This window comes from Pannus brasiliensis CCIBt3594, assembly GCF_036688125.1.
GTDB classification, from domain to species: Bacteria; Cyanobacteriota; Cyanobacteriia; order Cyanobacteriales; family Microcystaceae; genus Pannus; species Pannus brasiliensis.
The window spans coordinates 29,306-51,159 of record NZ_JBAFSM010000010.1; the positions used below are offsets into that span (position 1 = coordinate 29,306).

Consider the following 21,854-nt stretch of genomic DNA (forward strand, 5'->3'; position numbering starts at 1 on the left):
CGGGTATTCCGACGGCCGCGAGCGGACGGCTGAACTTTTTTTTGTCCGGAACGGAAATGAAGACGGGACAAGGGACAAGGAAGAAAAATTCATTTTTAAAAGCCAGTCATTATCTCTCTATAGATAGAAGCTTATAAATTCTAAATTCTCCTAATATATACGATTTTAATCGAAAATATTGCCCGAAATCGCTCCAGAGAGAGACGAGGAAGAGCGGGCGACGATCGATGTAAAAAACGCGAGAGAAAGACGCGATAAACGCGCGCGGGGGCGCGCCCGATCGGGGGAATTCCGGCATCCTTAAAAATTATCCGGAAAATCGATAGCGGTTTCCGGGGGCGAGATCCGTTTCCGGAAATCGATTCCCGGGCCGAAACCCTGTTGCCACTATGCAAGATCTGATAGAAAAGGCTCGAACGGCGATCGAGAGACGGGATTGGCCCGTGGCGAACGTCGCGTTATACCGTCTCCTCTCGCGCGAACGGGATCTCGACGGTCGGGCGGGCGATGACCCGCTCGATCTCGCGCTCTCGATCCTACAGGGCGGGGATTTCCAGCAGGGCTGGGAGTTGGTGAAATTGTTTCCCAAGATCGGCCGGCGAGCGATCGCCCCCCTGATCGCTCTTTTGGAAGCGGAGGAAACCGATCGGGAAACCCGCTGGTTAATCGTCCGGATTCTGCGGGAATTCGACGATCCCGCCTGTACTCTCGCTTTCGGTGAACTCGCGCGACGGTCGGGGGATGAAGAACTGGCGACAATGGCGGCGGAAGCGCTGGCGAGTCTCGGTCGTCCCGCGATCGAGGGTCTCTTTCCCCTGCTCGACGATCCCGCGACCCGGCCTCTGGCGGTCGCGGCCCTATCGCGGGTTCGCCGTCCCGAGGCGATCGAGCCTTTGCTGGGCGTGGTTAACGATGAATCCGCGAGGGTTCGGGCGATGGCGATCGAGGCGTTAAGTAGTTTTCACGACCGGCGGATCGTGGCGGCGATCCGGTCGGCGTTGGGAGATCCCGACCCCGAACCGCGATGGCAGGCGGCGATCGCCAGCGGTTATCTGGCGCTACAGTATCCGGGACCCGATTGGGTTTTGGCGCTCGCGCCCCTGCTGGCCGATCGGGATCGGGAGGTGTATCGGGCGACCGCGCTCGCGCTCGGGCGGATCGGTACGAGAGAAGCGGCCCGGGTGTTATTTTCCGGACTGCGATCGCCCTCGACTCCCGAAGACCTCAAGCCGACGCTCGTGAAAGCGTTGGGATGGATCGAGAGCGCGGGAACCCTGGACGATCTGGCCGCGGGATTACACGAAGAGGACGAGAGTATTTGCCGGGAAATTATCGCCGTTCTCTCGCGATGGGAATTTCCCGAAACCCGACGGCGAGCGGCGCGGGTTCTGGAGGGATTTTACGGCGCGCGACCGTCGATCTCGGGGAAAACGGCGATCAAACAAGCTTTAGCCCTGGCTTTCGGGGAACTCGGGGATTCGGGGAGCCGATCGATCCTCCTCGCGTTGGCGGGAGATCGCGAGGCGATCGTGCGATTACACGCGGTCTCGGCCTTGAAAAAACTCGATCGGCCCGTCTCGGGACGAACGGGCTAGTTAATTTTCCGCCTCGCGAACCCGGTGGATCTGCCAGCGATCGGCATCCATTGCCGAGAGGAGGGCTTCCACTTTCTCCGTCGCCTCTTCGGGAGATCGTGCCTTGAGGGAGAAATGGACGGAAATCACCATTTCATAGATTTTATCGGGATTAAAAGGCTCGATCTCGTGCTTCATGGTCTCGATCGCCGGCGGGACCACTCTTCATGGCGCGATTTTCCGGGGACGGGTTCCGCGCCCGAGAATACCGATTTCGCGGGGGAACCGGGAGTGAGGGGAAGATGGGGAGATAGGGAGGAACCAGAGACGCATCGGAAAAACTATTTGCCAAAAAACCGGGGCGAGGGTATTTTAAGAATAATTTTACAAACCTATTTCTCCCACTACATGAGAATCCTAGTTACGGGCGGCGCCGGTTTTATCGGCTCGCATCTAATCGATCGCTTGATGGAACAGGGACATGAAGTGATCTGTATCGATAATTTCTATACCGGTCACCGACGGAATATCGTCAAGTGGTTGGGCAATCCTTATTTCGAGTTAATCCGCCACGATATTACCGAACCGATCCGCTTGGAAGTCGATCAGATCTATCATCTCGCCTGTCCCGCCTCTCCCATTCACTATCAGTACAACCCCGTCAAAACGATTAAAACCAACGTTTTAGGGACTTTGTATATGCTGGGGTTGGCGAAACGGGTGAAAGCGAGATTCCTGCTGGCCTCCACCTCGGAAGTATACGGCGATCCCGATGTCCACCCGCAACCGGAAGAGTATCGCGGGAACGTCAACTGTATCGGCCCGCGTTCGTGTTACGACGAGGGCAAGCGTGTTGCCGAAACCCTAGCCTTCGAGTACTATCGGGAACACAAGGTCGATATTCGAGTCGCTCGTATTTTTAATACCTACGGCCCGAGAATGCTGGAAAACGACGGTCGGGTGGTCAGTAACTTCGTGGTACAGGCCTTACGGGGCGAACCCCTGACGGTGTACGGCAACGGTTCCCAAACGAGAAGTTTCTGCTACGTTTCCGATCTCGTCGAGGGTCTGATCCGATTGATGAACGGTGATTTTATCGGGCCGGTCAATTTAGGCAACCCCGGAGAGTACACGATCCTTCAGTTGGCTCAAGTGATTCAAGGGATGATTAACCCGAACGCGGAATTGATCTTCAAACCGTTACCGGAGGACGATCCCCGTCAACGACAACCGGATATAACGCGGGCGAAAACCTATCTGGATTGGGAACCGACGATTCCCCTACAAGCCGGCTTGGAACGGACGATCGCCGATTTCCGCGCCCGTCTACAATAACGCTAAAAATTAACTACCGTAAAGCTTAGGAGTCATTATCATGCGCGTTTGTGTTATCGGAACCGGCTACGTGGGTTTAGTGACCGGGGTGTGTCTGGCCCATATCGGCCATCACGTGATCTGTATCGACAATAACGAGGAAAAGGTCAAATTAATGAAGTCCGGCCAGTCCCCCATCTACGAACCGGGACTATCGGAACTGATGCAATCCTCGGCCGCGTCGGGACGGTTGGAATTTTCTTCCGACCTGGAAGCGGGAGTAAAACACGGCGAGATTCTTTTTATCGCCGTCGGTACGCCGGCCCTACCCACGGGAGAGAGCGATACCCGTTACGTGGAAGCGGTCGCCAGAGGCATCGGCGCTCACCTCAACGGCGGTTACAAGGTGATCGTTAATAAATCTACCGTTCCCATCGGTTCGGGGGATTGGGTGAGAATGATCGTTCTCGACGGGGTAGCGGAACGGCAGAAATCCCTGGTCGCGGCGGGCGGTATCGGCACGTTAGAGCGTCTGGAAGCCGATTTCGACGTGGTGAGTAACCCGGAATTCCTCCGGGAAGGTTCGGCGGTGTACGATACCTTTAACCCCGATCGCATCGTTCTCGGTAGTAACAGCGAGCGGGCGATCGCCATGATGCAGGAACTCTACGCGCCGCTCACCGAGCGGAAATTCGCCGACGATCCCTCCCTACCGCCCGTTCCCGTGGTCGTTACCGATCTCAGTTCGGCGGAGATGATCAAGTACGCCGCGAACGCGTTCCTCGCTACCAAGATCAGCTTTATTAACGAGGTCGCCAATATCTGCGATCGGGTGGGCGCGGACGTGACCCAGGTGGCCCGCGGCATCGGTCTGGATTCGCGGATCGGCAGTAAGTTCCTGCAAGCCGGGATCGGTTGGGGTGGCTCCTGTTTCCCGAAAGACGTGTCCGCTCTCGTTCACACCGCGGAAGATTACGGCTACGAGACGGAACTGCTCAACGCCGCGATTAACGTCAACAAACGCCAGCGCGTGATCGCGATCGAGAAACTCCAACAGGCTTTAAAAATCCTCAAGGGGAAAACGATCGGTCTGTTGGGTCTGACCTTTAAACCCGACACCGACGACATGAGAGACGCGCCCGCGTTGATCCTGATCGAACAACTCAACCGTCTGGGCGCGAAGGTGAAAGCCTACGATCCGATCGTCTGCCACAGCGGCCTGAGCCACGGGTTAAGCGGGGTGATCATCGAGAGCGACCCGGAAATGCTGGCCGACGGCTGTGACGCGTTGGTGTTGGTCACGGATTGGAAAGAATTCCTCCATCTCGATTACGCGAAAATGGCCAAGTCGATGCGCGATAACGTGTTCATCGACGGGCGCAATTTCGTCGCCGTCGGGACGATCGAGAGCGCGGGTCTCCGCTATCTCGGCATCGGACGCTAGAATGAAATACTGAAGGGGTAAAAATTCATGATTCTCGCGGATCGTGAATTTTTACCGTATTTACAGTATTTTCGGGGTGTTTTCATGTGTAATTTCCCGGCGACCGATGATTCGAGTTTATCGATCGATTATTTACCTCCCGCGGTGTTCGAGCGTCCGGGGGCGGATGTACTGCGGGGGTTGACCCGATCGCCGAAATCGCTTCCCCCGGCCTATTTTTACGACGCGCGCGGTTCGGAACTCTTCGAGCGGATCTGTGAACTGCCGGAATATTACCCGACCCGTACCGAAACGGCGATTCTAGACCGTTACGCCCCGGAAATCGCCCGCCGGACGGGGCCGACAGAACTGGTCGAACTCGGGAGCGGTAGTTCGACGAAAACCCGTCTGTTATTGAACGCCTATCGGGAGTCGGGGTTTTTACAGCGTTACCACCCGATCGATATCAGTGCCAGCGCGCTGGAAAATAGTGTCCGACAGCTAGGGAAAGAGTACGCGGGATTGGAGATTCACGGTCTGGTCGGAACCTACGAACTCGCCCTACAATGGTTGGCGGAACATCCGGTCGAGTCGCGGACGATCGTTTTCCTGGGCAGTTCGATCGGCAATTTCGACCCCGACGAGCGCGATCGCTTTTTCGAGTCGATCGTCGCCACGTTACGGCCGGGCGATTATTTTCTCCTCGGCATCGACCTCCAGAAACCGATCCCGATTCTAGAGGCGGCCTACAATGACCGTCAGGGAGTCACCGCGGAGTTTAATCTGAATGTTCTCTCCCACCTCAACGCTCGTTTCGGGGGGGATTTCGATCGGGATCTCTTCGAGCATCACGCTTTTTACAATCGCGAGGAACACCGGATCGAGATGCACCTGCGCGCGCGGAAATCCCACCGCGTCGGGTTAAGCGATCTCGATCTAGAAGTGGACTTCCTCGCGGGAGAGACGATTTTAACGGAGATTTCCTGTAAATTCGATCTAGAACAAGAGAGTTCTTACCTGCTCGATCGGGGTCTCCAACCGCTCCAAACCTGGACCGACGAGAAACGATGGTTCGGGTCGATCCTCTGTCAAGCTGTTTAACGGAACCGATCCCATGCGTCCCCTCCGGTTAGAAGCCCTCCGCGTCGATCGAGTGACCGTTGCCATCCGCGATCTCCCGTCCTCCCTCAGCGGGATCAAGCTCGTGCAATGGTCAGATCTGCATTACGATGGCGAGCGCTTACCCGACGCGTTACTCGAAGAGGCGATCGCCGTAACCGATCGCGAGAATCCCGACCTGTTCCTGCTCACGGGAGATCTGATCACCGACGATCCTAGCCCGATCTTTCAACTTGTCAGTATCATAAAAGCCATAAAAAGTCAAGCGGGAATTTTCGCCTGTTTGGGAAATCACGATAATTATTATCCCGGCGCGAGAGGTACGGTCACGAAAGCCTTAACGGAGGCGGGAATACGGGTTCTCTGGAACGAGGTGGCGACCCCCTTCGGCGAGGGATTCCCGTTGGTGGGGTTAGCGGATTACTGGTCGCGGGAGTTCGCGCCGGCGATCGTTCTGGAAAAACTCGATCCCGCGATCCCCCGTCTCGTCCTCTCCCACAATCCCGATACGGCGATGATCCTACAGTTCTGGCGGGTGGATTTACAGCTATCCGGTCACACCCACGGGGGACAGATAGCGCTCCCCGGAATCGGGCCCGTCGCGCGGGTAATCCAGGATATCCGGGACTCGTTTCCCGAAAACGTTCGAGCTTGGCTACCTTTCGCCCGACAGTGCGACGGGGTGGTGAAATACTGGCAGTGGGCGCGGGGATTGCATCGCGTGGGAGAGAATCAACTGTACGTCAATCGCGGTTTGGGGACGTACTTTCCGGGGCGTTTATTCTGTCCCCCGGAAGTCACGGTAATCACGTTAATTCGGGAGGGATCGCCCTGATCCGAATTGATAACGAATTTTCAAAAACAAGACCGACTTGCCGGTAATGGGAAAAGGTGGTCGGATCGGCTTTTCCCTTTTTCCCGAACCCTTTTCCTCGAACCCTTTCCCCGACCCGTACCCCGACGAGGGATCGAGAAATTCGGTATTATCGGGCGATCGCTCTCCCGACGCTTGTTTCTCCTCGCTTTTCCCTTTTAAGATAAGGAGGTGTTTTTAGTCCTCATCGACCATGCTAGGGAAATTTTTTCAAAAACCGGAGCCTTCGGAGAGCGATCGAGTTCCTCCGGGGCAATATCTAACCAAAGGGTTTCCCGTTTTAACCTACGGCGATACCCCGCGCGTCAATACCGAAGAATGGAGCTTTCGGGTTTACGGGAAAGTCATCACCCCGAAAACGTTTACTTGGTCGGAGTTTATGGCCCTGCCACGATCGAAATTCACGGCGGATTTTCACTGTGTTACCCGTTGGTCGAAATTGGACGTAACCTGGACGGGGATCAAAGTGACCGATTTTCTGAACTCGATCGAACTCGATCCGGGAGCCACCCACGTTATGCAACACTGTTACGGGGGCTATACCACGAATCTCACCCTCGAAGAATTCGCGAGAGAGGATAATTTTTTCGCCTTTGAACTGTTCGATAAACCCCTCCCGGCCGATCACGGCGGCCCTTTGCGCTTGGTGGTTCCCCATCTCTACGCGTGGAAGAGTTCTAAATGGATTAACGGTTTGGAATTTCTCGATCGAGAGGAATTGGGTTTCTGGGAACGTAACGGCTACCATCGACGGGGTGAACCTTGGGCCGAGGAACGCTATAGCGGGTTTTAACCGAGGCGGGAGGCGGGAGACAGGAGGAATTCGTCGGAATCGCGCTTTCTTTCTGTCTCGCTTAATAAAAGTATAGAATTAGAGAACTTTCGTTATCCAAAACACCCGATCGCTCTCTATGGAAGACCCGACTCCCGCGCGGCCCGATCGCCCGACCTCCCCGATCCTGTTAATTTCGCCTTTTTTCCTGTGGGGAACGGCGATGGTAGCCATGAAGGGAGTTATTCCCCACACCTCGCCTTTATTCTTGGCGGGAATCCGTCTTTTACCCGCGGGCTTATTGGTTCTACTGGTGGCGATCTGGCTCGATCGACCGCGACCGAAAACGGTCAAAGCCTGGTTATGGATCTGCCTGTTCGCGCTGATGGACGGAACCCTCTTTCAAGGCTTTCTCGCGGAGGGATTGAACCGGACGGGAGCGGGGTTAGGCTCGGTAATTATCGACTCCCAACCGTTAGCGGTAGCCTTGATGTCCGCTTGGCTATTCAAGGAAGTGATCGGGTTATGGGGTTGGTTGGGATTGAGTTTCGGGATCGCGGGGATTAGTTTGATCGGTTTGCCCGATCAATGGTTTTACGACCTATTCGAGCGGGGATCGATCGAGATTAACTTTAGTTGGCAGGAATTACTCAATAGCGGCGAGTGGCTAATGTTACTCGCGTCTCTCTCGATGGCAGTGGGGACGGTGATGATCCGTTTCGTCTGCCGTCACGCCGATCCGGTAACGGCGACGGGATGGCACATGATTATCGGGGGATTGCCCTTATTTCTGGGATCGGCCTTCTGGGAGTCGGGACAGTGGCAGAATATCGAACCCAACGATTGGCTCGCGCTCTCCTACTCGACGGTATTCGGGAGCGCGATCGCCTACGGGGTATTTTTCTGGCTCGCCTCGAAGGGAAATCTCACCAGTTTAAGCTCGTTAACCTTTTTAACGCCCGTTTTCGCCCTTAGTTTCGGGAATTTATTCCTGGGAGAGATGTTAAGTACCCTGCAATGGATCGGGGTCGCGTTAACTCTCGTCAGTATCTACACCATCAACCAACGCGAGAGTATCGGACGGAAAGTTCGATCGCTCTTCTCCGGCACCCCTCCCTCTTCCGTCGATTCGACCGCGGATTAGATCTCTCGCGAAGAAAGGATTCAGGAAATGGGGAAGATGAGGGAGATGGGGAAGATATCGGCGATCTAAACTCCCTCACCTCCTGACTCCTGACTCCTGACTCCTGACTCCTAGCGAAAGATCACGGCAACCAGCGGGGACGGAAACCGGGATTGAGTTCTTCGGGGAGGATTTTCGGGAGAGTGCCGGGATTGACTCGATCGGGTAACGGTAACAGCCAGATCCGGCCGTCGGCGATCACCGAACCGTCCCCCGTGACCAGATCCTGACGAACCCCGAAAGGAGCGGTCACGACCTGATCGAAGAGAAGACCAACGCCATCCGGCGATATCCCCATCTGTACATCCCGATAATTCGGCAACGCTAAAAACGGGGTTTCTTTCGCCGTTTTCACGTCAATAATCGATAACAACGGTTCTTCGCGTAACGTGCCATCCGACGCGGGGACGAGATCGCTTTTGAGACAGTACAGGGTTTGTTCTGTCTTCGGTTCAAACTGACAGCTGATAATCGGGTTCAACGTTCTCAACAAGAGCTTCGATTCCCCTTTGTCGTTGAGAAGATAGAGCGAGCGACCGTTATCGGGATCGAGTCTCACCATCAATTGATCGCGGCTATCTCTAGAAAAACCTAATCCCCGCTCGTAAGTTGTCAGAAATCGCGGACTTCCCGCGTTTTCCCGTAAAGGAATCACCGCGACACCGCCTTCCTGACTGACGAGCGCCCGGCTACCGTCCGGGGAAACTAAAAAATTATCCCCGCGCACCCCCAACGGTCGCGAGTTCCCCTCCTCGTCCATCACCCACAAACTCGCGTCCCCCGGATTCTGATGGTTCACCCGTTGAACGACGAGGGTACTGCCGTCCTCGGAGAGATCGAAACGGAGATTTTGATAGGTTTTCGCGTCGAGGAGGACTTCCAGCCGTCCCGCGCGGGAATCTTGCCCGTTTTCCCCTTGATTTAGTCCGGTTCTCACCGTGTAGAGTTGCTGTTTGGGAACTTCCCGGCCCAGACTACCGAGATCGAACGCGGAGAACAGGATTTTATCTCCCGACGGGTAGATTCTAAAATCCGTAACTACCAGATCGGCGGGAGTCAGGATCGTTTTTGGTAATTTCTTGGCTTTATCCGTCCCGGACGGGATAGTGGCCAGGACTAATCGCCCTCTCTCTTCCCCGCTCACCCCGATATAGGCGAAAGCTCGATCGCGACTGGCGAACTGTCCGACGAAAGGTTCTCCGTTGGCGATCGGTAGCTTTACCTCGTACTGTTTGCCGTAGGTGGGGAGTTCGGTCAGGGTGTAGGTCAGGCGATCGCCACTCCAACTCATTTTTCCGGGTAACGGGGGAGTGACGGTCAGATTTTTTTCGACGGACGCTCGATCGACCGGTCGGTTAAAGGTCACGGTGAAAGAACGGTCGCGAACGCCGATTTTCCGATCCTGCCAACTGAAATTATCCACTTTCCGGGTCACTCGATCGCCAAGTCCGCCCACCACACCGATCGCGGCGATCAGGAGGAGAATCGCGGAAAGAGCGAGTCGATCGAAGCGATCGAGAGATTGAGCGCGGCCGATTCCAGTCATTTATTAGCGTTGATAATCTTTATTATCGGTTTTTTCAATACTATAAAGGAAAACGCTCCCGCAATTGGAAGCGTTTTATGAATTATCATGAGGACTTAGCAAAATGCGCTTAATGTGGAGCCGCAGATGTTGGATGGGGATCTAACATCTGTTTTGTTTTTAACCCTCGATCGCCGGCGCGGTGAGAGCCATCGGGAAAGCTTCCCCGGAGGCGAGATCTAGCGGGAAGTTATGCGCGTTGCGCTCGTGCATCACCTCGAAACCGATATTGGCGCGGTTGATCACGTCGGCCCAAGTAGCGATCGCCCGACCTTGAGAATCGATGATCGACTGGTTGAAGTTGAACCCGTTGAGGTTAAACGCCATCGTCGATACACCCATCGCCGTGAACCAGATCCCGACCACCGGCCAGGCTCCGAGGAAGAAGTGTAAAGAACGGCTATTGTTAAAGGACGCGTATTGGAAGATCAGGCGACCGAAATAACCATGAGCGGCAACGATATTGTAGGTTTCTTCCTCTTGACCGAATTTATAGCCGTAGTTCTGGGATTCGATTTCGGAAGTCTCCCGCACGAGGGAAGAAGTTACCAGAGAACCGTGCATCGCCGAGAACAGCGAGCCACCGAACACACCCGCGACCCCCAACATATGGAAGGGGTGCATGAGGATATTGTGTTCCGCTTGGAAAACGATCATGAAGTTAAAGGTTCCGGAGATTCCCAAAGGCATCCCGTCGGAGAAAGAACCCTGACCGAGCGGATAGATAAGGAACACGGCGGTAGCGGCGGAAACGGGAGCCGAGTACGCCACGCAGATCCAGGGACGCATCCCCAGACGGTAGCTGAGTTCCCACTGACGACCCATCCAGCAGAAAATGCCGATCAGGAAGTGGAAAACCACTAACTGGTAGGGGCCACCGTTGTAGAGCCACTCATCGAGAGACGCGGCTTCCCAAATCGGGTAGAAGTGAAGACCGATCGCGTTCGAGGACGGTACGACAGCACCGGAGATAATGTTATTGCCGTACAGCAGGGAACCGGAAACCGGTTCGCGAATGCCATCGATATCCACGGGGGGAGCGGCGATGAAGGCGATAATATAGCAGATCGTGGCGGTTAAGATCGTCGGGATCAGGATAACACCGAACCAACCGATGTAGATACGGTTATTGGTGCTGGTGATCCACTGGCAAAACCGTTCCCACGGGGAGAGATTGTCCTGTGTCCGTAAGGTAGTAGCCATAGGTTAAGAATGACGTAAGAAATGAAAGAGAATGAAAATAGCTCAAGTTACCGAACGGTAACGTGAACAGTATACGTTCAAGTATATTTACATTTATTTCCCTCGGGTTGCTTTTTTCTATGTATTTATTTAAATAATTATGTATTTGCTTAAATTTGTTTAAATTTACGATAAAAATATTTAATTTTTGTAAATAATGCTTGACGGAAAACGCCTGAAATTGATAGAGGACGCGCGATCGAATTAGGATGGATTCGTATCGATCGAGATCCGAGATCGATCGCCCGAACTCCCCGATTTCTCGATCTCTTTCCCTCTTTCCCCCGCGGCGTTCAGGTCTTTTGACCCTGACCCTGCTACAGTAGATCGAGTAATCAAACTTATCACTCGTGATCCATCGGTGACAAGTCGTTACCCCACCCGAAAGAGAACTTATCGATATGACCAAACGTTTTCGCTTCGACTCGTCCGAGATGATCTATCTCACCGATAAACTGATGGGCGCGGCCAGCAGTCGTTACTCGATCGTCGTTCAGGTTGCCCGACGCGCCAAACGCTGTCGTTACGAAACCGTCGAGAGTATCGACGATCCCATGCTCAAACCCGTCCAGCGCGCTCTCATGGAAATGACCGACGAACTGACCGAACCCGAGTTATTACAGGATTAGGGATCGAAATGGGAGATGGGGCAGTAAGTTTTCGGGAAAAGAAAAAAAGGAAAAGGGAAAAGGGGAAAGAGCGTTTTGAATCCTTTCGGCTTTACCCTTTCCTCTCCCTCACCTCCCTCATCTCCCTCATCTCCCTCATCCCGCGCGGGTTAAAGATGGTAAAATAAAAATAGCTATCTCCTGTTAACTTTTGTCCCCGCACATCCCGATCTATGCTCCCTCCCAATCTAGAGCGCATCGTCGATCGCCTCAAACGACGCACCGACCCCAAACAAAAATACGAGCAATTACTAGCCTACGCGAAGAAACTGGAACCCATGCCCGAAGAGGCGAAAATTCCCGAGAATAAGGTGCAAGGATGCGTTTCTCAGGTATATATTACCGCCGACCTCAAAGACGGAAAGCTCTGGTATAAGGGAGATTCCGACGCGCAATTAGTGAAGGGATTAGTCGCTTTACTCGTCGAGGGCTTAAACGGATTAACTCCGGGAGAGATCCTGCAAGTCACCCCGGATTTTATCGAGGAAACCGGATTGAAAGTTAGTCTCACACCGTCCCGAGCGAACGGATTCTACAATATTTTCCAACTGATGAAGAAAAAAGCGCTCGGCTTCGAGTTAGGAATGTCCGCTTGAGCGGGAGCGGGAATTAATTTTCGGGAGCGGGGTCGGCCGATTCGGGAACGTGAAGATTTTGGAATCGCGTGTCCACGAGGGAACGGGTACAAGACCAATTGCTCGGCAGTCCCGACGGCCAGCCCATCCGTAGAGCCTCGGGACAGATCGCCATCACCGTTAACTGACAGTCGATCAGTTGAAAGCCCTCTTTCTCGCACTGTTTGAGACTGTGCTTGAGAATGGAATCGTTGTTAAACTCGATCGTCTTGTTGCACTGAATGCAGACGAGATGATGGTGGTGATGGGGGTAAGGTTGGTTGAGTTCGTAATGTTTATGGCCTTCCGCGAGTTCTAACTCGCGAAGGATTCCCATCCGGGACATGAGTTTCACGCTCCGATAGATCGTGGATAAACTGATGCCCTCGCCCCGCTTATCCAGAAGTCCGTGTAGTTCCTCCGCGCTCAGGTGATTCCCGCGGGGCAAATTCTGGAAAACGTGCAGGATTTTCTCTCTTTGGGGGGTTAAACGCCACCCTCTGGCATTCAGTTCGGCTTTCAAAGAAGCGGCTGTGTACGAGGACATGACGATCGACTCTCAAGAAACGCTATGTAATTGACAATGATAGTCGTTTCCGATCCCGATTTGCAACAATCTTTAGTAATTGATAATTCCAGTCTCGTCGGAGATGGGGGTAGGAGCCGGGATTGCTAGGATAGAGTAAACGATCGCGTGTCTCGATATATGGGTAACGGCACCCGCTTTTTTCGAGATTTTGACGATATAAGCGATTATAAGCTCATATTAAGGAAATTTGTAGCGTTTCCACCGATAGAAAGCACAACAATGGCGAATTACTACGACATCTTGCAAATTCCCCGCGATGCCACGATCGCCCAGATCAAGGCCGCTTTCCGTCGTCTCGCGCGTCGATACCATCCCGATCTGAATCCCGGCGATCCGGAAGCGGCGGAGAAATTTCGAGAGATCGAGCGAGCTTACGAGATACTCCGCGATCCGGCGCGAAGGGAACGGTACGATCGGGATCTCGAACCGATTCCCTCGGAATCCCCGACGAACGATCGCGGCGCGGCGTTTTTTTACGAGAAAGGTTTACGATACGCGAGAGAGCGGGAGTACCGGAGGGCGATCGAGAATTATAGTCAGGCGATCGAGATCGATCCGACTTTCTGGAAAGCGTATCTACAACGGGCGATCGCGAACTACGATAATTCTCACGAACGGGCGGTTTTCGAGGATTGTCGTCAGGTTTTGCTGTTAAATCCCGATTGCGGGGAGGCGTATTATTATCTCGGTCTAGCGCGGCAGAGACTCGGTTACACCCAATCCTCGATCGACGCGTACACGAGAGCCATCAAACTCGATCCGCATCCCGCGCGAATTTATTATCAACGGGGATTGGCCCGCGAGGAATTATCCGAATATCCCGAAGCGCTTCAAGATTGGCGGTCTGCCGCGGAAGGCTATCGTGTAGCGGGAGATTTCCGTCATTATCGTTTTCTACAAACCAAGATAAAAACCCTCCAGAAAAATACGAAAAACACGCTAAAAAAGAAAGAAAGAACTGTCTCGCAAATATTCAAAAACTTATGGTTCGCCCTATCCAATATCGTAAAAATTTTTCTTTCGTCTCTGGTGAATCCCCGCGGTGGTTTAAGTTCCGCGTTTTTAAAACTAGACAAAAATCGAGCGTTAGAAATCGGAATTATCTCGGGAACGATCGGCTCTATCTGTCTGGCGGTCAGTTGGCGGAATTGGTCGGTTAATTTACCTTTCGAGCGGTTATGGTTCTTGGCGATCCTTCCAGTTTTGTTGATCGTTTTTTCCAGCTATTTCCTTCGCAAAATGGAAAAAAAATACGGTCATATTGCGGGGGATGTTTTCGCGGGCGGTTTTAGCTTCCTGCCGATCTCTCTCGTGTTTTTCCTCAACTCAAAAGTATCGTTTAGCGAGGATATCGTCGGTTTTACGGTCGGTATGGCGAGCGTTTATTGTGGCTGGATCGGTTATAACGCCTATACCGGTATCTCGAATATCCGTCCCCGGATCGCCTTAGTTTTTATCCCGTTCGTGATGTTTTTCATCGGGGCGTTTATCTGGAGCGTGTATTATTACCTCTAAATCCGCGGGAGTGTTACAGTTGAATAAAACCCGCGGGTTCGCGACGGGTAATTCGTGAACGGGAGAAGCGTTTAACCATTGTTGAAAGGAATTCCCCCCCGTCGCGATAAATTTTCGTAACCCCGCGAGACAGCGACGGCGATAGAAACCGCAGAGAGGTTCCCAGTGTCGATCGAGGTAGGGAACGAGGGCGATCGCCTCTTCGGGGACATCGGGTAGGATTTCCGACCATTCTCGAACGCTATCCGCCGTTAATAACGGTAGATCGCAGGCGAGCAGTAACACCCATTCCGTCTCGACAAGGGGCAAAACGAGGGAGAACGCGAATAACGGCCCGCGAGCGGGCGGGGGTTCGCGAATTATCCGGCAGGGTTCGGGTACGATAAGTTCGTGAGCGTCGCCGTGGCCGGTGACGACATAAACGGTAGTGGCGCGCTCGGCGGCTAGAGTACAGATCCGTCGGAGTAACGGCACTCCCCGCACCGGTAACAGGGCTTTATCGCGTCCCATGCGAGAACTCTGCCCGCCGGCGAGAACGATCGCGGAAAAAGAAGGTAAACTCTCCATTTTGAATTCATAAAAGCGAAAGTTATGAGAAATCCCGCCGATCCTTTTGGCGATCGCCAATTAATCCGACTGCGATACCTGTTCTATTTACTGCCCTTTGTCGGCGCGATTCCCGCCGCGTGGACAGTATATCGGGGAACGGGCGACGCGCGGGAGCGATCGATCTCCCGTCTCTCGCTCCGGATAACGCTGGGCTGGTTGCTGGCCTACGGGTTACTCTGGACGGGTTCCGCGATGGCTACCGATACCCTCGCCCCGCGGTTATTGTATCTCAACGCCCTGTTAACTTCCGGTTATCTCCTGCTATCGCTGGGAATCGCGCTCAAGGTTTGGCGGGAGAAATAACGCTCCGACAGTTTTTCAATTCGCCGGGATACGATCGGGGGAAAAGGCGGTTTATACTGAAGATTCAAGGGACTTTAACGCCTTCTCTCGCGGGTACATGAAAGAGCAATTCGTCAAGTGGTTGAACCGTTTACTGATCCTCGATGTTTTTCTGGTACTCGGGGGGTTTCTCTGGTTCGCGGTCGCGGTCATCGGTAAATCGGCGGGCATCCCCCTGGGGTTCGATCTTTTCTATAAACTCTGGCAACCGTTTTTCAATCCCGCGATCAGTATTCTGGTCGCGGGAGCGCTCTTGAGTTGGGCGATCGATAAAATTCACAAACTTCAAGACCGATTCGCCTCGAAATGACAATCGGCCGGGGTTAACGCCGGTCGCGGGTCGGTCGGGCGATCGCTTCGATCGGTGAGAACGATTTTCCCGTCGCTGACGATCCAACCCCGTGCCTCGACGATCGGCTCGCTCGGCTCGGTAGGGGCTACCGGTCGCGGCGGACGCGAGATCCTTTCCGGTCGATCGCCGAAATCCGCCAAACCTTCCCGGATCTCCAGCGTCCGAGCGGGATCGGCCGGTAGTCCCCCGCGCCCGGTGATCGTGAATTCCCCGCCGGTTAGCCGTCCCCCCGGGCCGCAGGCGCGGACGATCAGGTTATCCGTATCGACCACCTCCGCCGGCGTGTTAATCAACTCGCTTTGTGGATCGACATCGAGACGGGTAAGCGTGAACGTCCCCGACTCGGCGAACTCCGAACTCACCGTAATATCGCTCAAGTTCGTTTCCTCGGGACGAAATTGAATGCCGAAAATTCCCGCCGTGGAGATCGTGACCTTCCCTCCCGTTCCCTGTTCGGCATTGGCGGTTATATCGCTATTCTCGGACGGTACGGCAAAAATAAAGGGACTCCGAATGATGATATTCCCCCCGTCTCCATCGTTGCCCGCGTTGGCGGAGATCGAGCTTCCCCGACGGAGCGAGAGAAATTCGGTCGCGTCGAGAAGGATATTTCCCCCGCTCCCGGAGGAAGAATCGGCGATTAACCGAGCTTGATTGTCTAGCGAGATAGAACCGGCGTTAACCCGTAAATTTCCCGCCGCTCCCGAAGAATTGAAGCTATTTACCAGAATTTCGCCTTGGTTGGCGACTTGGAGGCGCGCGGTGTTGAGGCGGATATTTCCCGCGGCGTTCGAGCCACCTAGCCCGAAATCTTCTAAACCGGTCGAGGTGACGATCGAACTCGATACCTCGACCTCTCGAAAAGCCCCGTTCAAACCGTTAGAACGAAGTAGCCGACCGGTTCCCGATACCTCGATCGAGTCGGTCGCGTCGATCTCGATCGTTCCCCCCGTTCCCCCGAAACCCTGTATCGGGTTCCCCTTACTATCGAGAATCGTTATATCCGCCGTGGCGGCTTGGATCTGTCCCCCATCTCGTAGGCTAAGACGACGGGTGTTAATCGTGATATTCCCCCCGCCGCCCGATCGGGTATTCCCCGATAATAAGCTGGCGCGGCTCGGCAAGGTAGAGGTCGTTAACAAACTCGGTATATTTTGTCCCACCCCAACGATCTCCACGGATTCGGAGGCGTTAATGACTACTTGACCCGCGTTTCCCGGCCCGACCGTCCCCGCGCTGATCACCGAACCGTCCCGAACCGTTAAACGAACGGTATTTAGATAGACATTGCCAATATTGCCGACCGAGTCGGTTTGAACGGCGATCGCCGAAAACGAAGCGTCAGCCGGAGGGGTGGTTAGCGAGATCGAGTCAGAAGCGTTCAGGGTAAGGTCGCCACTGGCCGTGGAACCATCGGTCAATTCGTCATTGTTATTCCGTCCTCTCGTGTTGAGGATGATCGCGGACCCCTCCCCGATCGCTATCCGCCGTCCTTGCAAGTCGATCGTTCCCGCGGGCCCGCTCGCGTCTATACTGGCCGCGTTCGAGACCTGGATATCCTGAAAACGGCTGACTCCTCCGTACCCCAACCGCCACCCTAGCGCGTCGGGAGCCAGGGAGACAAAACTGTTGTCGCCAACACTACCGATCGCGATTCTCCCCCCGTAAGCCGTTAGATTCCCCCCCTCTAGCCGCACATCCCCGCCGACGAGCGCGATGCTCTGACCAGAAAGAACCCGGAGACCGGTAGGAAGACCGTTCGGGTCAACGGCGGCGCCATCGTTCGCCCGATTGATAATCGCTTGAGGACTCGCTCCGAACTGTAAACCGACGGGGACGCTAACCGAGAGAACGGGAACGCTAGTATCCACGGCACTGAACTCGCTTCCGTCCGCGAATCGAACGCTATTCGCCGTGGTAGCGAGAAAAGAACCGCCGATGTTCAATCGGGCGTTCGCCCCGAAAATAATCCCGTTCGGGTTGATCAAAAAGACATTCGCCGTACCGTTCGCGCCGATCGTGCCGTCAATCCGCGAGGCCGAAGTTCCCGTGACGCGGTTGATAATATTCGTGACCGTCGCCGGGTTGCTAAAGTGAACGGTCTGTCCGGTCGGGATGGAAAATTCTCGAAAGCTGTGAAAGAGGTTCGTTCCGGCTAAGACTCCCCCCGTCACCTCGGTTCGATCGCCGCTCGTTTCCACCCGTGTCGGTACGCTCCCATCGATCGTGACCTGTGCTACGGCCGCGCCCGTAGTGATGCCGAGGGATAACAGAATTCCAGGAACCGATCGATAAACGGTTAATCTCATGAAGCTTGCAAAACGCGACGTATCACCACTGTAGCCGACGGACTCGCGGGGGGAATTCAAAGCGGATGATAGAGACGTTGCCGATCGCGTCGCGAGGGGATTGAATCGGTTTTTGATAACTGTCTGTTTCGAGACGGAATCGGACTTTCCAGAATGGATAGCACCCTCTGGAAAATTCTCGATCCTCTGACAACAAAAGGAATTTTCTGACTACCGCCCACCTCTCCTAAAAAATCGAGAGTGACCTCGCTCCCTTACCTCCGATCGTGCTTGTGAATACATCTCTCCAAGGATCAGGATATCCCCGTTTCTAACCTAGCGGCACTCCCAGGCCGATTTAATAACAAAGCAATGGTATATTACACCGCCAATTATTATTCTCCGTCGATAGTTGTTGTCTTGAAGCGGGGTTCGCGCTAACCGGCGCGCTGGCAATGGAAACCGATGCGGACGAAAGGATGAGAGTAGCGACTAGGGCGACAGATCTAGCGAGATTCATAACCGGCTCCAAGTAGGGATAACTGCTTCTTCCAATGAATTCTAGGTTAATTGTAAGCGAGGATTCCGAGAGCATCTTCGGAGGATACGCTGAAATTTTCGAGAGGGTTTGCCTCGGACGCTCTCGTGCAAGTACGGGGGCGATCGTATCCCCTGACACGATTTTTCGGGGAGGATAGGGCGAGAATCGACTACCAGCGAGGATCTCGCTCCAAGAGGCGCGCGGCTTCTTCGCTCGGTAGCGGTTTCGAGAAATAGTATCCTTGCCCGTACTCGCAATCGAGCGATTTTAGGGTATTCATCTGCGCCTCTGTCTCGATTCCCTCGGCAATCACGTCCAGATGGAGATTATGCCCCAGGGTAACGACGGTACGCACGATCTGTAGGTAGCGATCGCTATCATCCCCCTCGTGCAGACGACGCACGAAAGATTGATCTACCTTCAAGGTATCGACCGGAAAGCGGTGTAGGTAACTGAGATTCGAGTACCCCGTACCGAAGTCATCGATACTGAGGCGCAATCCCAGGCCTTTGAGTTGGGTTAATAACTCGATCGCCTCCTCGACATCGTTCATCATCATACTCTCAGTAATCTCTAATTTCAAGCTATCCCGATCGATTCCTTCCTCTTGTACGATTTTCTGGATCTGGGGGACGAGATCCGGTTGACCGAACTGACGGCTGGAGAGATTGACGCTCACGATCGGTGGCGGATTCATCTTATAAAGCTCGTGCCATTCCCGCATCTGTCGGCAGGCCGATCTTAAGATCCACTGTCCGAGGGGAACGATGATACCGGTTTCCTCGGCGATCGGGATGAACTGGCCGGGAGAGATAAACCCCCGTTCCGCGGACGGCCAGCGGATCAGGGCCTCGAATCCCGCCAGTTTCCCCGTCCGTAAAGAGACGATCGGTTGATAGTACAGTTGGAATTCCTGGCGATCGAGCGCGCGGCGTAACTCCGTCTCTAGCTGTAGTCGAGCCTCCGCCTGCCGTTTACTCCGGGGGGTAAAGATCTCGTGGCGGCCTCCCCCCTTCACCTTGGCGGTTCCCATCGCGATATGGGAATTCCGCAGGATCTCCTCGGCGCGGAAAGTCCGATCGAGCGGCCCGATCGCGATCCCGATACTGGCCCCGGCGTACACCTCCCGATCTTCCCAGGGGATCGGCCGGGCGAGCGCTTCCTGGAGATCCCGGGCCAGGGTGACGGCGCGATCGCCCTCCGATGAGAAAAACCAGATGGCGAATTCATCCCCCCCGATCCGGGCCAACCGCTCCCCGGAGTGGCAGATCTCCCGCAGTCGTCCGGCGATGGTCAGGAGAACCCGATCGCCCCCCCGGTGTCCCAATCCCTCGTTAAACATCTTGAAGCGATCGATATCCAGGAAGAGGACGGCGATCGACCGCGGGCGTTCGGGCGAGCTTTTTCCCCGTTGTCGTTCCAGATCGCGGACGAGCGCGCGGCGGTTCGGTAAATCCGTCAACGAATCGTGATAGAGACTGTAATAGGCTTTCTGTCCGAGAACGATCGCCCCGGTCAGGATCGCTCCCAGAGCGGGCGGGATCGCCGGCAACCAGAGCGCGCCGGAGAAGGCGAGAACGCAGATTCCCCAGAGGCCGCCGATCGCCAGCGCCATTCCCAACACCCAGGAGAGAGGCCGCTCGCGGTAACGGACGATGACCCCCCCGACTAACGACCAGCCCAAGATCCACAGCCATTCCCCCCATTCGGGCAAAAACCGAATCGGTTTCTGTCCCGCGAGAACGCTATCGAGAATCCCGGAGATCATCTGCGCGTGGATGATCACGCCGGGCATCAGATGGGTGCGGTTTTCTTCCGCTCCCGATCGATCCGTCGCGGGAGGGGAGATCGAGCTATAGGGCGTGATAAACAGATCTTTCACGCTAGGGGCGGTATAGCCGATCAGGACGATCCGATCGCGGATCAGGGCGGGATCGACTTTGCCCGCTAACAGATCGCTCAAACTCACGCGGTCGGCGACCCGATCGGCCGAGCGATAGCGCAGGAGCGTTTGCCAGCCGAGGGCTTCCGTCTCGTCCAGCCGGTACCCGCCGGCGGCCGGGGGCAGATCCGGGAAAACCGCGTCGCCGATCGTCAGCGCGTCCGGGGTGACTCGTAAAGGACCGCGCTCTCCGAGATACTGTAAGGCGACCCGCAGGGCGAAGGATTGATATTTTTCCCGCTCCGAGAGTTCGACGTAGAGGAGATAGCGTCGGATCGCGTTATCGACATCCACGAGCAGATCGCTAAAACCCACTCGATTTTCCGGGACGATTTCCGGGGGGAGTACCCGATCGCTCTCCCGATCGCCTCCCTTGCGGATCGCGATCACGTTCGGGGCGGCTAATTGTTTGTATAGGCTCTGTATACCCGATGATTGGGGCATATCCCGATGGATGTCCAATCCGATGACTTTCGGTCGGTGTTCCTGAAGTTTTTCGATCGCGCTCGCCAAAATTCCATCGGGTAGGGGAACCGTTTTCACCTGTCGCAAATCCGCCTCGGAAATGCCGACGATCAGGAGTCGGGGATCGGCCGGACGTTCCCCCATCAGGAGGACCAACCGATCGAACGTCGCTAATTCCAGAGATTGTAAAACTCCCGTCTGTCTGACCCCGATCGTGGCCGCCGTCACCACCAACGCGATCGCCCCCGCGGAAAGAAATCCCCCCGCTCGTCGGCCCGCGGAGATCTCTGTCGAGAGGAGGGACGGGAAAAGAAACTTCCACCCCCGGAGATGACCGGCACGCGCTCCCCCGTCGGGCGAACCCTTCTCGCGATCGGGAGCGGATTTTGCTTTACGTGTTTTCACGGTGATTGTCAGGTATCGTGTTTACTGAATTCGGATTTTTCTCGACGCGATAAATTTTCCCGACGGGGATTCGAGAACCGAAGCCGTTCGGGTACGGGTCTCGCCTTTTCCGGGGAAATAACGCGCGGGGAAGGTTCGCGCCCCGTCCTATCACCCGACGACCGTACCTCTCGGACCCGATCGGGCCCGCGTACGGTCCGCGTCCCCTAAATTCAAGATAACCGATCGCGTCGGCGATGGAAGGCGTTCGAGAAAGGGGGACGATCGGGGTGTTAGACGGAGTATCGACGATCGAATCCCCGCGCGGATACCTAGACAAAAATTTTTCTAACCGTTACAATTGTAAGGAATAGAAAATATCAATAATTCGACTATTTTAACTTAAGTTTAAGACGAAGAAGATTTTTCACACCCGAAACAAAACAGTAGTCAGGAAAA

At 54.8% G+C, this 21,854-nt stretch carries 19 protein-coding genes; 12 read left to right on the plus strand and 7 right to left on the minus strand.

The features are described from left to right. The first annotated feature begins 389 nt into the window (after positions 1-389). A complete protein-coding gene (locus V0288_RS06590; RefSeq protein WP_332864257.1) occupies positions 390-1,595 on the plus strand; it encodes a HEAT repeat domain-containing protein in 1,206 nt (401 codons plus the stop codon). Here V0288_RS06590 and V0288_RS06595 read toward each other — a convergent pair whose 3' ends face one another. Further along, positions 1,596-1,772, minus strand: coding sequence for a hypothetical protein (locus V0288_RS06595; RefSeq protein WP_332864258.1), 177 nt, complete (start codon positions 1,770-1,772; stop codon positions 1,596-1,598). Positions 1,773-1,982: 210 nt separating this feature from the next. Between V0288_RS06595 and V0288_RS06600 the strand changes: the two genes are divergently transcribed. The 6 genes from V0288_RS06600 (at position 1,983) to V0288_RS06625 (ending at position 8,220) form a co-directional block, all read left to right on the plus strand. Further along, a complete protein-coding gene (locus V0288_RS06600) occupies positions 1,983-2,909 on the plus strand; it encodes a UDP-glucuronic acid decarboxylase family protein (protein WP_332864344.1) in 927 nt (308 codons plus the stop codon). A gap of 40 nt (positions 2,910-2,949) precedes the next feature. After that, positions 2,950-4,332 (plus strand): UDP-glucose dehydrogenase family protein, encoded by a 1,383-nt coding sequence (locus V0288_RS06605; RefSeq protein WP_332864259.1) that lies wholly within the window; start codon positions 2,950-2,952, stop codon positions 4,330-4,332. Positions 4,333-4,416: 84 nt separating this feature from the next. Next, positions 4,417-5,412 carry an L-histidine N(alpha)-methyltransferase gene (egtD, locus tag V0288_RS06610; protein ID WP_422661924.1) on the plus strand — a complete coding sequence of 332 codons (996 nt, stop codon included), beginning with the start codon at positions 4,417-4,419 and terminating at the stop codon, positions 5,410-5,412. Positions 5,413-5,425: 13 nt separating this feature from the next. Then, the gene (locus tag V0288_RS06615) at positions 5,426-6,265 is read left to right on the plus strand and encodes a metallophosphoesterase (protein ID WP_332864261.1); all 840 of its coding nucleotides are present in this window, start codon (positions 5,426-5,428) and stop codon (positions 6,263-6,265) included. 232 nt (positions 6,266-6,497) lie between these two features. Beyond that, on the plus strand, positions 6,498-7,097 hold the full coding sequence (locus tag V0288_RS06620; RefSeq protein WP_332864262.1) for a sulfite oxidase-like oxidoreductase: 600 nt from the start codon (positions 6,498-6,500) through the stop codon (positions 7,095-7,097). A gap of 118 nt (positions 7,098-7,215) precedes the next feature. Further along, positions 7,216-8,220 carry a DMT family transporter gene (locus V0288_RS06625; RefSeq protein ID WP_332864263.1) on the plus strand — a complete coding sequence of 335 codons (1,005 nt, stop codon included), beginning with the start codon at positions 7,216-7,218 and terminating at the stop codon, positions 8,218-8,220. 121 nt (positions 8,221-8,341) lie between these two features. Here the strand turns inward: V0288_RS06625 and V0288_RS06630 are convergent, their stop codons facing one another. Beyond that, positions 8,342-9,805: a hypothetical protein gene (locus V0288_RS06630; protein ID WP_332864264.1), complete on the minus strand. Its 1,464-nt coding sequence runs from the start codon at positions 9,803-9,805 to the stop codon at positions 8,342-8,344. Positions 9,806-9,964: 159 nt separating this feature from the next. Further along, positions 9,965-11,047 (minus strand): photosystem II q(b) protein, encoded by a 1,083-nt coding sequence (psbA, locus tag V0288_RS06635; protein WP_332864265.1) that lies wholly within the window; start codon positions 11,045-11,047, stop codon positions 9,965-9,967. A 440-nt stretch (positions 11,048-11,487) separates the two neighbouring features. Between psbA and V0288_RS06640 the strand changes: the two genes are divergently transcribed. Both V0288_RS06640 and V0288_RS06645 read left to right on the plus strand, forming a co-directional pair. Then, complete coding sequence (locus tag V0288_RS06640; protein WP_332864266.1) at positions 11,488-11,715, plus strand: DNA-directed RNA polymerase subunit omega; 228 nt, start codon at positions 11,488-11,490, stop codon at positions 11,713-11,715. Positions 11,716-11,927: 212 nt separating this feature from the next. After that, complete coding sequence (locus V0288_RS06645) at positions 11,928-12,350, plus strand: SufE family protein (RefSeq protein WP_332864267.1); 423 nt, start codon at positions 11,928-11,930, stop codon at positions 12,348-12,350. A gap of 13 nt (positions 12,351-12,363) precedes the next feature. Here V0288_RS06645 and V0288_RS06650 read toward each other — a convergent pair whose 3' ends face one another. Beyond that, positions 12,364-12,915: a ferric uptake regulation protein gene (locus V0288_RS06650; RefSeq protein WP_332864268.1), complete on the minus strand. Its 552-nt coding sequence runs from the start codon at positions 12,913-12,915 to the stop codon at positions 12,364-12,366. Positions 12,916-13,176: 261 nt separating this feature from the next. Here V0288_RS06650 and V0288_RS06655 point away from each other — a divergent pair, with 261 nt between their 5' ends. Then, positions 13,177-14,472 (plus strand): DnaJ domain-containing protein, encoded by a 1,296-nt coding sequence (locus tag V0288_RS06655; RefSeq protein WP_332864269.1) that lies wholly within the window; start codon positions 13,177-13,179, stop codon positions 14,470-14,472. On the opposite strand, the gene V0288_RS06660 is transcribed toward V0288_RS06655, so the two are convergent. Further along, entirely contained in the window at positions 14,404-15,039 is a 636-nt protein-coding gene (locus V0288_RS06660; RefSeq protein ID WP_332864270.1) for a molybdenum cofactor guanylyltransferase, read from the minus strand. The genes V0288_RS06655 and V0288_RS06660 overlap by 69 nt on opposite strands. A 24-nt stretch (positions 15,040-15,063) precedes the next feature. On the opposite strand from V0288_RS06660, the gene V0288_RS06665 reads away from it, so the two are divergent. Together V0288_RS06665 and V0288_RS06670 are read left to right on the plus strand one after the other, a co-directional pair. Further along, positions 15,064-15,384 (plus strand): hypothetical protein, encoded by a 321-nt coding sequence (locus tag V0288_RS06665; protein WP_332864271.1) that lies wholly within the window; start codon positions 15,064-15,066, stop codon positions 15,382-15,384. Between the two features lie 97 nt (positions 15,385-15,481). Continuing rightward, positions 15,482-15,733 carry a hypothetical protein gene (locus V0288_RS06670; RefSeq protein ID WP_332864272.1) on the plus strand — a complete coding sequence of 84 codons (252 nt, stop codon included), beginning with the start codon at positions 15,482-15,484 and terminating at the stop codon, positions 15,731-15,733. On the opposite strand, the gene V0288_RS06675 is transcribed toward V0288_RS06670, so the two are convergent. Together V0288_RS06675 and V0288_RS06680 are read right to left on the minus strand one after the other, a co-directional pair. Continuing rightward, positions 15,709-18,084 carry a two-partner secretion domain-containing protein gene (locus tag V0288_RS06675; RefSeq protein ID WP_332864273.1) on the minus strand — a complete coding sequence of 792 codons (2,376 nt, stop codon included), beginning with the start codon at positions 18,082-18,084 and terminating at the stop codon, positions 15,709-15,711. The genes V0288_RS06670 and V0288_RS06675 overlap by 25 nt on opposite strands. A 689-nt stretch (positions 18,085-18,773) precedes the next feature. Then, positions 18,774-21,416, minus strand: coding sequence for a putative bifunctional diguanylate cyclase/phosphodiesterase (locus V0288_RS06680; RefSeq protein WP_332864274.1), 2,643 nt, complete (start codon positions 21,414-21,416; stop codon positions 18,774-18,776). Between the last annotated feature and the right edge of the window lie 438 nt (positions 21,417-21,854).